The organism is Allobosea sp. 05T438, from assembly GCF_056396025.1.
In genome coordinates, this window is the sequence record NZ_JBFTKQ010000003.1 from 206,872 (window position 1) to 221,133 (window position 14,262).

A 14,262-nucleotide genomic window follows, 5' to 3' on the forward strand; every position below is an offset into this window, starting at 1 on the left:
GCATGCGCTTCGGGCTTTTCGGCAAAGCTGAGGCCCGCAAGGGCGGTGACGCGAAAGCCGAGGCGAAGGCTGCGGCCGACCGGTTGAAGATGCTGGTGAGGGAGCTGCTCGGCCTTCCCGAGACGGCGGCGATCGCCGCCAACGAGATTCTCTGTGCCGACCCTGCCTGCCCGGGCAGCGAGACGGTGATCCTGGTGATGAAGCCGGGAGAGAAGACCCGCGCCTACAAATTGCAGATGGCGATGGCCGAGGTGACTGCCGAAGCGCTGGTGGAGGTTCTCCGTCCTGCTCAGGCTTGATCTAAGCCTCTCGGAAATCTGTGCCTTGTTGTCGTGAGATGCTCGGGGCAAGCCCGGGCGTCTGCTTTCACGCTCACGGCTTGAGGCCGTTCGGCAACGCCGGCGCCTCGGCCCGCGGATGAATTCTTGGTCGTGCCCGTCGGCGATGTAGCGCAGTCGCTGGGTGAGGAAGGGATCGGAGATCTCGACGCTTTCGAGTGCGACCGGCCCGCTCTTGCGCGCGATCTCGGCGAGGCGGGTGATCTCGTCGATCAGCTCGTGCGGGTGGCTTGCGCTCATCGTGAACGCGAAGCGCATGCCCATCGGCAGGCCGTGCAGGATGACGGAAAACGGAAAGCGGATCATCGTCGCGGCGGTCGCGCCGCCGATGATCACGATCACTGCCTGGACGTCGCAATAGGCCTTGAAGTTACCGCCATCGAGCATGATCAGGCCGACGCGCACGCCGATGCCGGCGAAAAAGCCGATGCCCGTAGCAGGATCCATGACAGCACCTCGGCGCAGCGATCACCCGGACAAGCGCTGCCGCAATGCCGAGACCTGGATTAACGACAATGATCAGCTCTTGAAGGAAGCGTTGAGGTTGACCGCTTGCCCGCTGCGCCCATTCGGCTAAAGCTCTGGGCGATGTCGCTTCTTTCGCTCTATGCCCGTGTCCTCGGTGAACTCGGCCCGGAAAGGCGGCTGGGTCTCATCCTGGCCTTGGCCAATGTCCTGCTGGCCGCGGTCGCCTTCGCAGAGCCGATGCTCTTCGGCACGCTGATCGACCGGCTGACCACGATCCAGATGTCCGGCGGCAAGCTGACCTGGGACAGCATCGACTATCTGATCCTCGCCTGGGTCGGCTTCGGCCTCACCAATATCGGGCTCGGCGTCTTCGTCGCGCTCCATGCCGACAAGCTCGCCCATCGCCGCCGGCTCGCGGTGATGGCGCAATATTTCGAGCATGCGCTGACGTTGCCGCTCGCCTATCACACGCAGACCCATTCCGGCCGCGTGCTCAAAGTGATGCTCGACGGCGCCAGCGCGATGTGGGCGCTCTGGCTCTCCTTCTTCCGCGAGCATTGCGCCTCGATCGTCGCGCTGTTCGTGCTGCTGCCCTTCACCATCTGGAAGAACTGGCAACTCGGCCTGCTGCTGATCGCCCTCGTCATCCTGTTCGGCTCGCTGACGGCCTTCGTGCTGCGGCGGACCGACCAGCTCCAGCGCAGTGTCGAATCGTATCATTCCAGCCTGGCCGAACGCGCTTCGGACGCGCTCGGCAACGTGCCGGTGATCCAGAGTTTCACCCGCATCGAGGCCGAGGTGCGCGGCCTGCGCTCGACCATCACGAACCTCCTCAACGCGCAACTGCCGGTGCTGTCCTGGTGGGCGGTGGCCAATGTCGCGACGCGGGCCTCGGCGACGCTGACGGTGCTGGCGATCTTCATTGTCGGCACCTGGCTCCTGATGCACGGCCAGACCACTGTCGGCGAGATCGTCACCTTCATGGGTTTCGCGACGATGCTGGTTGGGCGTCTCGAGCAGATCGTCGCCTTCGTGAACTTCATCTTCATGCAGGCGCCGAAGATGCGCGAGTTCTTCGAAGTCCTCGACACGTTGCCGACCGTGCGCGACCTGCCGAACGCTCCGGACCCCGGCCGACTCAGCGGCGCCGTCGCCTTCGAGGACGTCTCCTTCTCCTATGACGGCAAGCGCGCCGCGGTGCGCGACGTCTCCTTCTCGGTTAGGCCCGGCGAGACCATCGCGGTCGTCGGCTCGACCGGCTCGGGCAAATCGACCACGCTGGGGCTGCTGCACCGTGCCTTCGATCCGCAGTCGGGGCGGATCACGGTCGATGGCCTGGACATCCGCGACATCTCGCTGTTGTCGCTCCGGCGCAATATCGGCGTCGTCTTCCAGGAGCCGATGCTGTTCGCGCGCTCGATCCGCGAGAACCTGCTGGTCGGCAAGCCGGAGGCGAGCGATGCCGAGCTGATGCAGGCGCTCGACCGCGCCCAGGCGACCGAGGTGATGGCGCGCCAGGCCGACGGCCTCGACACCCTCGTCGGCGAGCGCGGCCGCACGCTCTCCGGCGGCGAGCGCCAGCGCATCTCGATCGCGCGCGCGCTGCTCAAGAACCCGCCGATCCTGATCCTCGACGAGGCGACCTCCGCCCTCGACGCGGCGACCGAGGTGAAGCTGCAGAAGGCGCTGGAAGAGGTGATGAAAGGGCGCACCACCTTCGTCATCGCGCATCGCCTCGCGACCATCCGCAATGCCGACCGCATCCTCGTCTTCGAGCAGGGGCAGGTCGAGGAGATGGGCACCTTCGACGAGCTCGTCGCCAAGGGCGGGCGCTTCGCGGCGCTGGCGCGGGCGCAGTATCTCGTCACCGACAATCCGGCGCCGCTCGCCGAAAGCGATGCCAGTCCGCTGGCGCAAAAAATCAGCGCCGGCTGATACGCCGCCGGCTCTCGGAAGGCTGTCGCGAAGGTCGCATGCGACATCAGCCGTTGCGCCGATGTCGCCTTTCCCGCTTATTAGATCGCGCCCTTCCCGCAACAGAACTTCCGTGTGACGACGACGATGATGATCCTTCGCCTTGCCTGTGCCTGGCTTTCGGTTGCCGCTTTTCTGCTGTTCGGCGACACCCTGCTTGGCCAGCTTGGCGCGCCGTTGCCGTCGCTGCTGCTGTTCTTCTGGCTGCTCGGCATCATCGTCTGGGCGTCCTTCGGCGTCGTGCACGAGGCCGAGGAACTGGCCGAGAGACTGGGCGAGCCCTATGGCACGCTGATCCTGACCCTCTCGATCGTCATCATCGAGGTGGCGCTGGTGGGCGCCGTCATGCTGGGCGCCAAGGGCGCGCCGACGCTCGGACGCGACACGATGTTCGCGGTGCTGATGATCGTGCTCAACGGCGTGGTCGGCGTCGGGCTGCTCATCGGCGGCCTGAGGCATTTTCAGCAGCGCTATAACCTGAAGGGCGCCTCTTCCTATCTGGCCGTCATCATCCCGCTGACGGTGATCCCGCTTTTCCTGCCGAACTTCACCACCTCGACGCCCGACGGGACGCTGACCTCGTTCCAGGCGATCGCCTTCTCGATCTTCACGGTCGCCCTCTACGGCGCCTTCCTCGCGCTCCAGACGGGCCGGCACAGCATGTTCTTCCGGGAGCCCGAGGAGGACGGCAAGCCGGCGTCTGCCGTGGCCGTCGCCGAGGGCGGGCCGACCTCACTGTCTTCCGCCGGTGAATTGCTGCCGCGCGTCGGCCTGCTGCTCGCCAACATCCTGCCGATCGTCATCCTCTCGAAGAGCCTGGCGAAGGTGCTCGATTTCGGCATTGCCCAGCTCGGCGCCCCGACGGCGCTCGGCGGCATCCTGATCGCTATGGTGGTGTTCACGCCGGAATGCATCGCGGCACTGAGGGCGATCACCGCCAATCAACTCCAGCGCGCGGTCAATCTGTGCCTGGGCGCGGCGGCCTCGACGCTCGGCATGACGGTACCGGCGGTGTTGCTGATCGGCGTCTTCACCGGTCAGCCGGTTGTGCTCGGCCTGTCGGGGACGAACATGGTGATCGCCGCCATGACGCTGCTGCTCTCGACGCTGACCTTTACGGGCACGCGCACCACGATGCTGGAAGGGGCGGTGCATCTCGCTGTGTTCTTCGTCTTCCTGGTGCTGGTGTTCAGCCCCTGACGGGGACGCGATAACCCGAGAGGTAATCGACCCGCGCCGCCCGGCGCGACATGGTCTCCCGCGACGGCTGCCATCGGTGGCCTTTCAACGGAGATGATCATGGCCGCCTACGCCATCGCCCATCTGCAGGATGTCCGGCTCGGGCCGGAGATCATCGACTACATCCGGCGCATCGACGCGACGCTTGTTCCCTATGAGGGTCGGTTCCTGATCCATGGCGCGACGCCGGAGATCATCGAGGGGCCGTGGCCGGGCGATCTCGTGATCATCGCCTTTCCCGATCTGGAGCGGGCGCGCGCCTGGTACGACTCGCCGAGTTATCGCGATATCTTGCCGCTGCGGACGGAGAACTCGCTCAGCGTCGCGATGATCGTGAAGGGCGTGGAGTCCGGCTACCGCGCGACCGATTTCCTTGCGAAGTCCGGCCTCGCCTGAGTCGGTGCGCCAGCCTTACGCTGCCAGTTCGGCCTCGATGAAGCCGCGCACCTCGTCGGCAGCGACGCCCGGCGCGATGAAGCTCTTGCCGATGCCGCGAGTGAGAATGAAAGTCAGCACGCCGCGCTTGACCTTCTTGTCCTGCGTCATGGCGCTGACGATCTCATCGGCGGTGCCGGCGCCGCCGGGCACCTGCTGCAAACGGCTTGGCAGGCCGACATGGTCGAGATGGCGCGCGACACGCCCGGCATCCTGTCCCGCGCAGAGGCCGAGGCGTTGCGAGAAGCGGAAGGCGAGCGCGAGCCCGATAGCGACGGCCTCGCCATGGACGAGGCGGCTGGAATCGTAGTTGGTCAGCCGCTCCAGCGCATGGGCGAAGGTGTGGCCGAGATTGAGCAGGGCGCGATCACCTTCCTCGCGCTCGTCGCGGGCGACGATCGCCGCCTTGGCGCGGCAGGAGACGGCGACGGCATGGTCGCGCTCCGGTCCGCCGGCGATGACGCGGCTCCAATTGGCTTCGCACCAGTCGAAGAAATCGGGATCGTCGATCAGCCCATATTTTACCACCTCGGCATAGCCGGCCTTGAACTCACGCTCGCTCAGCGTGTCGAGCAGAGCGGTGTCGGCGATCACGAGCGCAGGCTGATGGAAGGCGCCGATCAGGTTCTTGCCATGCGGCGAGTTGATGCCGGTCTTGCCGCCCACCGAGGAATCGACCTGGGCGAGCAGCGTGGTCGGTACCTGCACGAAACGCACGCCGCGCCGCAGCACCGCCGCCGCGAAGCCGGTGAGATCGCCGACGACGCCGCCGCCGAAGGCGATGACGAGGTCGTTGCGCTCGATCTTCGCCGCCAGCAGCGCGTCGCAGAGCGCGATGAACTGGGCATAGGATTTCGAACCCTCGCCCGGCGGAATGGTGATGCGGGTCGCCGTGATCCCTTCCTGGTGGAGGCAGGTCTCGAAGGCGGCGCCATGCAGGGCGGCCACGCTGGTATCGGTCACGAGGGCGACCTTGGCGCCGGGCGCGAAAGCGGCGATCAGCGCCGCCGCCTCGCAGAGCTGGTGGCGGCCGATATGGATGTCGTAGGCGCGGCCTTCGAGCGCGACGGGGACGACGATCCGCGCGCCGGCCTTCTCGGTCAGGGTGGCGTTCATGACGTTTATTCTCCGGCCGTCAGGCGCAGATAGCCGCCCAATGCGGCAATGGTATCGCCGACCACGACTTCGTGAGGCTCGTCGCTCGACAGAATGGTAAGATCGGCGAGGGCATAGACGGGCTCGCGTTCGGCCAGCATCCGGCGCAGTGTCGCCTCCGGATCGGCAGTCTGAAGCAGGGGGCGGTTCGAGCGTTTGCGGACGCGGCGCATCAGCACGTCCGGCTCGGCCTTGAGCCAGATCGAGATGCCGAACTGCTTGATTCGCTCACGCGTGTCGGCATTCATGAAGGCACCGCCGCCAGTCGCCAGCACGACTGGCGACTGCGTCTCCAGGATGCGGCTGATCACGCGTCGCTCGCCCTGGCGGAATTCGGCCTCGCCACGCTGCTCGAAGATCTCGGGGATCGTCATGCGGGCCGCTGTCTCGATCTCGACATCGGCGTCGATGAAAGGCATGCCGAGCCGCGAGGCCAGCCGGCGCCCGACGGAGCTCTTGCCGGAGCCCATCATGCCGACGAGCACGATGGTGCGCCCGCCGAGGGCGGTGCGGAGATCGGCCATGTCCGGGGCAGCGATGGTGGCAGCGGCGGTCATCAATCTATTTTCCCTGGGAGGGCTGTAGCACGCAGCTGCCGGCCGCGTCATGCCTTCGTCATGGCTTTTTGGCCGCGCTTTGCACGCAGCTGTGGCGTGCCAGCCCTTGCGCGATGTGGACGGCATCGCGGATAGTGACTCGGCCCAAGATCGCGCGATTGCGAAAGTCCGCCCGACGTGCCGACGTTATTCCGTTTTCTCGCCTTCGTCGCGATCATCGCCGGTCTGGTCTTCGGTGGCATGGTGGCGCTCGTCACCTTCGTGCAACCGGTGCAGCGCGAGATAGTCGAGATCGTGCCGCCTTCGAAACTCCAGCCGAAATGAGCCGGTTGTCGCGCCAGCGGCTGAATACCTTCCTCGACATGCTCGCAGCCGAGCGCGGCGCGGCGCGCAATACGCTCGACGCCTATGAGCGCGATGTCGAGGATTATCTCGAATTCCTTGGCAGCAAGGCGCCGGGAGACGCGACCGCCGCGGACATTCGCGGCTGGCTGGCGGACCTTTCGGAGCGCGGGCTCAAGGCCTCGTCCGCCGCGCGCAGGCTGTCCGCCGTCCGGCAGTTCCACCGCTTCCTCTACACCGAGGGGCTCGCCGGGACCGACCCGACCGCCGCGATCTCGGGGCCGCGCCAGGGGCGACCGCTCCCGAAGGTGGTCTCTGTCGGCGATGTCGACCGGTTGCTTGACGTTGCGCGGGCGGCTTGTTCGCAGGAGGGCGCAACGACGGCAGCCCGGCTGAAGGCGCTGCGGATGCGTTGCCTCGTCGAGATGCTCTACGCCACGGGCCTGCGCGTCTCCGAGCTGATCGCGCTGCCACGCTCGGCCGCGACGACGCGCGAACGCTTCCTGATCGTGCGCGGCAAGGGCGACAAGGAACGGCTGGTGCCGCTGAACGAGGCGGCACGCCAGGCCGCGCGCGACTGGCTGGCGGCTTTGACGGAGGCCGGGCAGGCCGAAGGGCGCTGGCTGTTCCCATCCGATGGCGAGAGCGGGCACCTGACGCGCCAGGTCTTCGCGCGCGATCTCAAGACGCTTGGTGGAGCGGCGGGGCTTTCAGCCGCGGCGCTCAGCCCCCACGTGCTGCGCCACGCCTTCGCCAGTCATCTGCTGCAGAACGGCGCCGATCTCAGGGTGGTGCAGGAACTGCTGGGGCATGCCGATATCGCGACGACGCAGATCTACACCCATGTCCTCGATGAGCGGCTGAAGAGCATGGTGCGCGATCTCCACCCGCTGGCGGATGGAGAGTGAGGCGCAGCCGGTGCCGAAGCACCCTCGGGCCGAGCGAAGCGCAGCCCCGAGAATCTCAGGGTCGGAGCAGCTGGTTTCCGAGATGCTCGGGTCAAGCCCGAGCATGAAGTACAGCGCTCACGCCTCTGAGCAGCGGATCTGCTGGACGCGCTTGGGCATCTCGCCGACGGCCGGGATGAATTGGCCGGTGACCGGGTCGAGGATCATCAGCACGCCGGAGGCGACGGCGAAATAGGCGCCATGCAGATGCAGCCGGCCTTTGCTCTCCAGAATCTGGACGCAGGGGAAGGTGCGGAGATTGGCGAGCGATTGCTGGATCGAGGCCAGCTCCAGCCGGTGCAGATAGTCGTCGAAGCTCTCGTTGCGGCCGCGCCCGCCGGTGCGTTCGGCCGCCGGGCCGATCAGGGTGATCCATTTGCCGATGAAATCGCCCGGCGAGAGCGCTTCCTGGCTGTCGTCGGCGAAGGCGCGGATGCCGCCGCAGCGGCCGTGGCCGAGCACGACGATGTGCTGGACCTTGAGGGCCTGCACGGCATATTCGAGCGCCGCCGAGGTGCCGTGGAGCTGGTCGTCCGGCGCGAAGGGCGGGATCAGATTCGCGATATTGCGGGCAACGAACATCTCGCCCGGCCGCGCATCGAAGATGACTTCCGGCGAAACGCGCGAGTCGCAGCAGCCGATCAGCATGATCTTCGGCGTCTGCCCGTGCTCGCCGAGCTCTTCATATCGGCTCTGCTCGCGGACGAAACGATCGTCGAGGAAGGCACGGTAGCCTTCCGTCAGGCGCTGCGGGAACGGCTCAGCAGGCTTGTCCATGACCCTTCTGGAACAGGAAACAGCGGCTTTCGTCAAGTCGATGTTGCGATGCGGAATTGGGAGACCGTCTAGGCGATCCCGTCGAGGCACAGGGCGAGCGTCGCCGACAAGGCGGCAACTTCACCTCGAAGGAGCACGGTTTTCAGTCGTGCGGTGGCTCCGCCCACGATGGCAAGCTGCGAGCGGGGCAGCCGCAGCTCGCTCGCCAGCAAGCGGATGAGCGCGGCATTCGCCTCGCCATCCGTCGGGGCAGCGCGGACACGGGCCTTCAGGACGATGCGGCCGTCCGCGAGCGTCTCGACGCCGTCGAGCGCATCGCGCCCGCCGCGCGGCGTCAGGCGGACATCTAGCGCGATCCCCTCCTTCGTTTCCCGCCAGGGCCGGGCGGCCGGGTCGCTCATGAGCCCTCTCTCCCGGAAGGGGCGGCCATGCGCCGCCGCCGCATGGACATATGGCCGTCGTCGCCTAGTCTGAGGCGCCGGCTCGTGCGGCATAGCGCTAGCGAGGGGCCGTACGCAACGGAGACCGAGCCTTGTCTGAACCCTGCGATCTCAGCGCCGTCGCTGCGCGCGCCCTCATCGGCGCCAAGAAGTTGTCCGCCCGCGAACTCCTCGAAAGCTGCATCCACCGTATCGATGCGGTCGACCCCGCCGTGAATGCGATGGTGGCGCGCGACGACGAGGCGGCGCGCAAGGCGGCAGCTGCAGCGGACGAGGCGACGGCGCGCGGCGACAGCCTCGGTGCGCTGCACGGCCTGCCGGTCGGCATCAAGGACCTGGAGAACGTCGCGGGACTGCGCACCACCTATGGCAGCGCGCTCTATCGCGATTTCGTGCCGAAAGAGGATCAGCTGATCGTCGCCTCGGTACGCAAGGCCGGTGCGATCATAGCGGGCAAGACCAACAGTCCCGAATGGGGCGCGGGCGCCAATACGCGCAACGCCGTCTACGGCGCGACCGGAAATCCCTTCGACCCCTCGAAGAGTGCAGCCGGCTCCTCCGGCGGCTCGGGCGTGGCGCTGGCCACCGGCATGGTCCCGATCGCGACCGGCTCGGATACGGGCGGTTCGCTGCGCAATCCGGCGGCCTTCAACGGCATCGTCGGCTTCCGGCCGACGCCCGGCCTCGTTCCGAGCGACAAGCGCGCACTGGGCTGGAGCCCGCTTTCGGTGCTGGGACCGATGGCGCGCAACGTGCCTGATCTGTGCCTGCTGCTCTCGACCATGGTGTCGGACAGCGCCTGCGATCCTCTTGCCACGACGATCCACGGCAAGGCCGTGCGCCGGCCGGAGGATTTCGCCCGGCCGGCGACGATCGACCTGGCGTCGCTCAAGGTCGCGGTGACGCCGGATTTCGGCTTCGCGCCGACTGAGCGTCACATCAGCCAGGTTTTTGCGGAGAAGACGGGCGCCTTCAGCCATCTCTTCCATGCCGCGGAGGAAGCGACGCCGGATTGTGCGGGAACGGACGAGGTCTTCGAGGTCCTGCGCGCCGTCGGCTTCCTCGCGAGCCATCTCGACAAGGTGCGCGACACGCCCGAGATGGTCGGGCCGAATGTCCGCGCCAATGTCGAGGAAGGGCTGGGCTATTCCGCCCTCGACGTGACCAAGGCGATGAAGCACCAGACGGTGCTCTATGATCGCTGGCAGCAGTTCTTCGAGCGCTACGACGTCATCCTGTCGCCGGCGGTGACGCTGAGCCCGCGGCCCTGGACCGAGCTGTTCCCGGCCGAGATCGACGGCAAGGCGACACGGACCTATTTCCACTGGCTGGCGCTCGCCTATGCCGTCACCGTCGTCGGCCATCCGGCGATCTCGCTGCCCGTCGGGCTCGACCGCAACGGCATGCCCTTCGGGCTGCAGATCGTCGGCCCGCGCGGCGGCGACGCCAAGGTGCTGGCGGTGGCCGCCGCCTTGGAGGCCGCACTCGCGGGCGATCCGCTGACGGCGCGCCCGGTTCCGGATCTGGCCAGGCTCGCCAAGGCGCGGCCGATCAGCGAGAGCCCGAATTTCATGGGGTTTGCCTGAGCGATACGCACCGACTGCCAACCATAAGAGGGGAGAACATATGAAGCGTCGCGATTTTCTCACTGGGACGGCGGCTCTCGCCATTGCCGGCCCGAGCCTGACCCGCTCCGCAGCCGCGCAGAGCGCCACGGTTCTGAAGTTCGTTCCACAGGCCAACCTGACGGCGCTCGATCCGATCTGGACGACGGCGACCGTGACCAACAATCACGGCTATTTCGTCTTCGACACGCTCTATGGCGGCGATCTGGACCTGAAGCCGCAGCCGCAGATGGCCGAGGGGCACGAAGTCTCGGCCGACGGCAAGACCTGGCGCATCAAGCTGCGCGAGGGGCTGTCTTTCCATGACGGCGCGCCGGTGAAACCGGCCGATTGCATCCAGAGCATGAAGCGCTGGTGCCAGCGCGATCCCTACGGGCAGCTGCTAACCAAGGTTGTCGAGGCCTGGAGCGCTCCGGATGAGCGCACCATCGAGATCAAGCTGACCCGGCCCTTCCCGATGATGCTCGACCTGCTCTCCAAGGCCGACAATCCGCCCTTCATCATGCCGGAGCGGCTGGCGCAGACCGATGCGACCAAGCAGGTGACGGAGATGATCGGCTCCGGTCCCTACAAGTTCGTTGCCGGCGAGTTCGTCACCGGCAGCCGCGCGGTCTACGAGAAGTTCGACGGCTACAAGCCGCGCAGCGAGCCGCCGAGCCGAAATGCAGGCGGCAAGGTCGCGAACTTCAAGCGGATCGAGTGGCACATCCTGCCCGACCCGGCGACGGCGGCGGCGGCGCTGACCACCGGCGAGGTCGACTGGTGGGAGCGTCCGCTTGCCGACCTGCAGCCGATGCTGGCCCAGAGCCCCGACATCAAGCGCGAGGTCATCGACAAGGCAGGCCGCGGCGCCATCATCCGGCTCAACCACCTGCAGCCGCCCTTCAACAATCCGAAGGTGCGCGCCGCCGTCCGCATGGCGGTGAAGCAGGAGGACTACATGCGCGCCGCCCAGGGCGACGACACCTCGATGTGGCAGGTCTGCCGCAATCTCTGGTGGCGCGGCACGCCCTACTATACCGGCGAGCAGGAAGACCTGATGCCGGGCAGCATCGAGAAGGCCAAAGCCGCCCTCAAGGAGTCCGGCTACAAGGGCGAGAAGGTCGTCATCATCAACCCGACCGACTTCCCCGATATCGGTCCGCTCGGCGAAGTGACTTACGAACTGCTCAAGCAGCTCGGCATGAATGTCGAGATGGCGGCGAGCGACTGGGGCACGGTGATCCAGCGCCGCAACAGCCGCGAGCCTGTCGAGAAGGGCGGCTGGAGCATCTTCCACACGACCGGATCGGCTGTCGGCTGGGGCAATCCGGCTCTGTCCAACCTCGTGCGCGGGCAGGGCGAGAAGGGCTGGTTCGGCTGGTGGACGAGCGACAAGGCCGAGGGCCTGGCCGAGCAATGGCTCTACGCCCCCGACGAGGCGGCGCAGAAGAAGACGGCGGTCGAGCTCGGCCGGCTGGCGCTGGAGGAGGTCGCGACCATCCCGCTCGGCCAGTTCGTGATCCGCACCGCCTACCGCAAGAACCTGACCGGCATGCTGCCGGGCTCGGCGCCCTATCCCTGGGGGCTGAAGCGGGTCTGAGACCGTCTCCGGAGATTCGCGGCGGGGCGGGCATGTGCCGCCCCGCCTTCGCTGTGTCAGCGTTGCGCCGCCACCGCCGCCGACCAGGGCGAGGCGGCGTCGCTCGAGCCTTCGGCGCCGTCGCGATCGACCCGGATGAAGTTGGGACAGGCGAAGTTGATCGGCATGACGGCGTGTTCGGCCAGCGTCGTCGGGCCGGCCTGTTCCAGAGCGGCCAGCGTCCCGGCCGGCAGCCGCAGATCTGCGCTGGCGGAATCCGGACCGGAGACGTCGATGCGCGGCTGATGCGCGGTTTCCTCGGTCCCCATGCCGAAATCGAGCTGCCAGGCCAGCGTCTGGTAGACGCTGGCGAGGATGCGCCGCCCGCCGGAGGAGCCGGCCGCAAGGCGCGGCCAGCCGCCATCCTTTGGCGTCACCACGACCGGGCACATGTTGCAGAGCGGCCGGGCCCCGGGCGCGATCGCGTTGGCGCTGCCGGGGCGTGGATCGAACCACATCATGCCGTTGTTCATCAGCACGCCGGTCGAGGGCAGCACGACGCGGCTGCCCATCGAGGAGAGCAGGGTGGTGGTGACGGTGACGAGATTGCCCTCGCCATCGACCACGGTGAGGTGGGTGGTGCAGGTATCGCCGGGCTCCTTCGCGGCCGTCGCGGCACCGAGGCCGTCGAGGCGCTCGCGATAGGCCTGCCGCATCACGCGCGACAGCTGCGCGAACCAGGCGGCTGAAGGACCCTCGCCGTCAATCGGCGCATCTGCCATGCCGGCAATGACGCGCTCGAGCGTCGGGGCGGCGGTGAGGCCGCCAGCGGTATGGACGAGGTGGCTGCCGCGCCAGTCGATCGTCGGCGCGGCGCGCAGCTGCGCCGCGCAGCCCGCCAGATCCTGCTCGTCCACGACGCCGCCGACGGCGGCGATGTCGGCTGCGAGACGACGGGCGACGTCACCGCGATAGAAGTCGTCGAGGCCGGCCACGGCGAGCCGCTCCAGCGTCTCTGGCAGCTTGCCCAATGTCATGAAGCCGGGCGTGCCCTGATAGGGCGGCACCGGCGGCAGCCCGCCGGGCAGATAGATCCGCGCGCTCTCTTCGTAGAGCCTGAGCACCGAAGCCGAGGAGGCGACCTTCAGTGTCGTGTACCAATCGGCCGGCAGGCCGCGCTTCGCGAGCGCGACAGCGGGGGCGAGGATCTCGGCGAGCGGCAAAGCGGAGCCGAAGGCCTCCTTCAACTTCGCATAGCCGGCGACGGATGAGGGGATGCAGAAGGAGAGCGGGCCGTGGATGTTGCGGTCGCCGACGATTTCGGGCCAGGTGAAGAGATCCTTCTTCATCTCCCCGGTGAGAGGGTAATCGGCGGGATCGGCGCGCCGCGGGGCGATTGGCCCGAAATCGACGACCTGTGCCCGGCTCTCGCCGGCCTTCAGCACCACGGCGAAGCCGATACCGCCCAGGCCACTGTTCCAGGGCTCGACCGCGGCCAGCGCGAAACAGGCCGCAACCGCGGCGTCGGCGGCGTTGCCTCCCTGTTCGAGGATCGCTGTTCCGGCTTCGGCGGCCTCGCGGCTCTGGGATACGACCATGCCGTGCCTTCCGCGCGCGGAAGGCTTGGTCAGAACCCAGTTCTGGCTGCGATAGGGGCGGGCGGCTGCGGCCATGCTGGCGACCTCGGGCGATTGCAGAGGCCGCCATACTGCATACCGCTCATGGCGGCGTCGAATGCGTCGTCGCAGCCTGAGAGCCGCGTCGCTTGCAGGACGGGCGCGGTCAGAACACGTTGGGGTAGATGTAGCGGACGATCACGCTCTGGATGAAGTAGATGATCAATACCAGGATGATCGGCGAGATATCGATGCCGCCGAGATTGGGCAGGCGTTCGCGGATCGGGCGCATAGCCGGTTCAGTGATGCGGTAGAGCGTGTCCCAGACGGTGGAGACGAACTGGTTGCGGGTGTTGATGACGTTGAAGGCGATCAGCCAGCTCAGCACAGCCGAGGCGATCAGAAGCCACACATAGATCTGCAGAGCGAGCAGAACCACGTCGAGAACGGCACGCATCGATCTTCCTTTTAAGCCTGACCGGAGAGGGTTCGCGGAATATCCCCTGTTCGCGCCAAAACAGATGGCGGAAGTGATTGACATCCACGCGGCGCACAGCCTAGAAGGCCAGCGCCTTGGGGCTGTAGCTCAGATGGGAGAGCGCTGCAATCGCACTGCAGAGGTCAGGGGTTCGAATCCCCTCAGCTCCACCAGGCATTTCGCGTAAGCGATTGATCTCCCACAAAAATTTACGACTGAACTGGGGCCGGCCCTATGCCGGGCCCTAGGCAGATTGCCGGTTGCGGACGGTTGGCAGCGAACTTTTGCGGACGATGTGCCGCACCCACCT

General features: G+C 67.0%; 15 protein-coding genes and 1 tRNA gene. 10 read left to right on the forward strand and 6 right to left on the reverse strand.

Features of this window, described 5'->3' with window-relative positions; translation table 11 throughout:
- The first annotated feature begins 2 nt into the window (after positions 1-2).
- From AC1DIN_RS09410 to AC1DIN_RS09430, 5 genes are all read left to right on the forward strand, one after another.
- The gene (locus tag AC1DIN_RS09410; RefSeq protein WP_476809542.1) at positions 3-299 is read left to right on the forward strand and encodes a hypothetical protein; all 297 of its coding nucleotides are present in this window, start codon (positions 3-5) and stop codon (positions 297-299) included.
- Between the two features lie 126 nt (positions 300-425).
- Positions 426-848 carry a hypothetical protein gene (locus tag AC1DIN_RS09415; protein WP_476809543.1) on the forward strand — a complete coding sequence of 141 codons (423 nt, stop codon included), beginning with the start codon at positions 426-428 and terminating at the stop codon, positions 846-848.
- A 78-nt stretch (positions 849-926) separates the two neighbouring features.
- A complete protein-coding gene (locus AC1DIN_RS09420; RefSeq protein WP_476809544.1) occupies positions 927-2,741 on the forward strand; it encodes a glucan ABC transporter ATP-binding protein/ permease in 1,815 nt (604 codons plus the stop codon).
- A gap of 129 nt (positions 2,742-2,870) precedes the next feature.
- Positions 2,871-3,980 (forward strand): calcium:cation antiporter, encoded by a 1,110-nt coding sequence (locus AC1DIN_RS09425; protein WP_476809545.1) that lies wholly within the window; start codon positions 2,871-2,873, stop codon positions 3,978-3,980.
- A 99-nt stretch (positions 3,981-4,079) separates the two neighbouring features.
- A complete protein-coding gene (locus AC1DIN_RS09430) occupies positions 4,080-4,415 on the forward strand; it encodes a DUF1330 domain-containing protein (protein WP_476809546.1) in 336 nt (111 codons plus the stop codon).
- 15 nt (positions 4,416-4,430) lie between these two features.
- On the opposite strand, the gene aroB is transcribed toward AC1DIN_RS09430, so the two are convergent.
- Together aroB and AC1DIN_RS09440 are read right to left on the reverse strand one after the other, a co-directional pair.
- Positions 4,431-5,570 (reverse strand): 3-dehydroquinate synthase, encoded by a 1,140-nt coding sequence (aroB, locus tag AC1DIN_RS09435; protein WP_476809547.1) that lies wholly within the window; start codon positions 5,568-5,570, stop codon positions 4,431-4,433.
- A 5-nt stretch (positions 5,571-5,575) separates the two neighbouring features.
- Positions 5,576-6,169 (reverse strand): shikimate kinase, encoded by a 594-nt coding sequence (locus AC1DIN_RS09440; RefSeq protein WP_441469307.1) that lies wholly within the window; start codon positions 6,167-6,169, stop codon positions 5,576-5,578.
- 174 nt (positions 6,170-6,343) lie between these two features.
- Between AC1DIN_RS09440 and AC1DIN_RS09445 the strand changes: the two genes are divergently transcribed.
- The gene (locus tag AC1DIN_RS09445; protein WP_476809548.1) at positions 6,344-6,490 is read left to right on the forward strand and encodes a histidine kinase; all 147 of its coding nucleotides are present in this window, start codon (positions 6,344-6,346) and stop codon (positions 6,488-6,490) included.
- Positions 6,487-7,416: a site-specific tyrosine recombinase XerD gene (locus tag AC1DIN_RS09450; protein ID WP_476809549.1), complete on the forward strand. Its 930-nt coding sequence runs from the start codon at positions 6,487-6,489 to the stop codon at positions 7,414-7,416. Before AC1DIN_RS09445 ends, AC1DIN_RS09450 begins: the two co-directional genes overlap by 4 nt.
- 117 nt (positions 7,417-7,533) lie before the next feature.
- Here the strand turns inward: AC1DIN_RS09450 and AC1DIN_RS09455 are convergent, their stop codons facing one another.
- Both AC1DIN_RS09455 and AC1DIN_RS09460 read right to left on the reverse strand, forming a co-directional pair.
- A complete protein-coding gene (locus AC1DIN_RS09455) occupies positions 7,534-8,232 on the reverse strand; it encodes a carbonic anhydrase (protein ID WP_441469304.1) in 699 nt (232 codons plus the stop codon).
- Positions 8,233-8,300: 68 nt separating this feature from the next.
- On the reverse strand, positions 8,301-8,633 hold the full coding sequence (locus tag AC1DIN_RS09460; protein WP_476809550.1) for a DUF167 family protein: 333 nt from the start codon (positions 8,631-8,633) through the stop codon (positions 8,301-8,303).
- 131 nt (positions 8,634-8,764) lie between these two features.
- Between AC1DIN_RS09460 and AC1DIN_RS09465 the strand changes: the two genes are divergently transcribed.
- On the forward strand, positions 8,765-10,258 hold the full coding sequence (locus tag AC1DIN_RS09465) for an amidase (protein WP_476809551.1): 1,494 nt from the start codon (positions 8,765-8,767) through the stop codon (positions 10,256-10,258).
- 40 nt (positions 10,259-10,298) lie between these two features.
- Positions 10,299-11,879 (forward strand): ABC transporter substrate-binding protein, encoded by a 1,581-nt coding sequence (locus tag AC1DIN_RS09470; RefSeq protein ID WP_476809552.1) that lies wholly within the window; start codon positions 10,299-10,301, stop codon positions 11,877-11,879.
- A gap of 56 nt (positions 11,880-11,935) precedes the next feature.
- Here AC1DIN_RS09470 and AC1DIN_RS09475 read toward each other — a convergent pair whose 3' ends face one another.
- Positions 11,936-13,531 carry a gamma-glutamyltransferase gene (locus tag AC1DIN_RS09475; protein ID WP_476809553.1) on the reverse strand — a complete coding sequence of 532 codons (1,596 nt, stop codon included), beginning with the start codon at positions 13,529-13,531 and terminating at the stop codon, positions 11,936-11,938.
- 109 nt (positions 13,532-13,640) lie between these two features.
- The gene (locus AC1DIN_RS09480) at positions 13,641-13,931 is read right to left on the reverse strand and encodes a YggT family protein (RefSeq protein WP_476809554.1); all 291 of its coding nucleotides are present in this window, start codon (positions 13,929-13,931) and stop codon (positions 13,641-13,643) included.
- 118 nt (positions 13,932-14,049) lie between these two features.
- Between AC1DIN_RS09480 and AC1DIN_RS09485 the strand changes: the two genes are divergently transcribed.
- A tRNA-Ala gene (locus AC1DIN_RS09485) sits at positions 14,050-14,125 on the forward strand.
- Positions 14,126-14,262 lie beyond the last annotated feature (137 nt).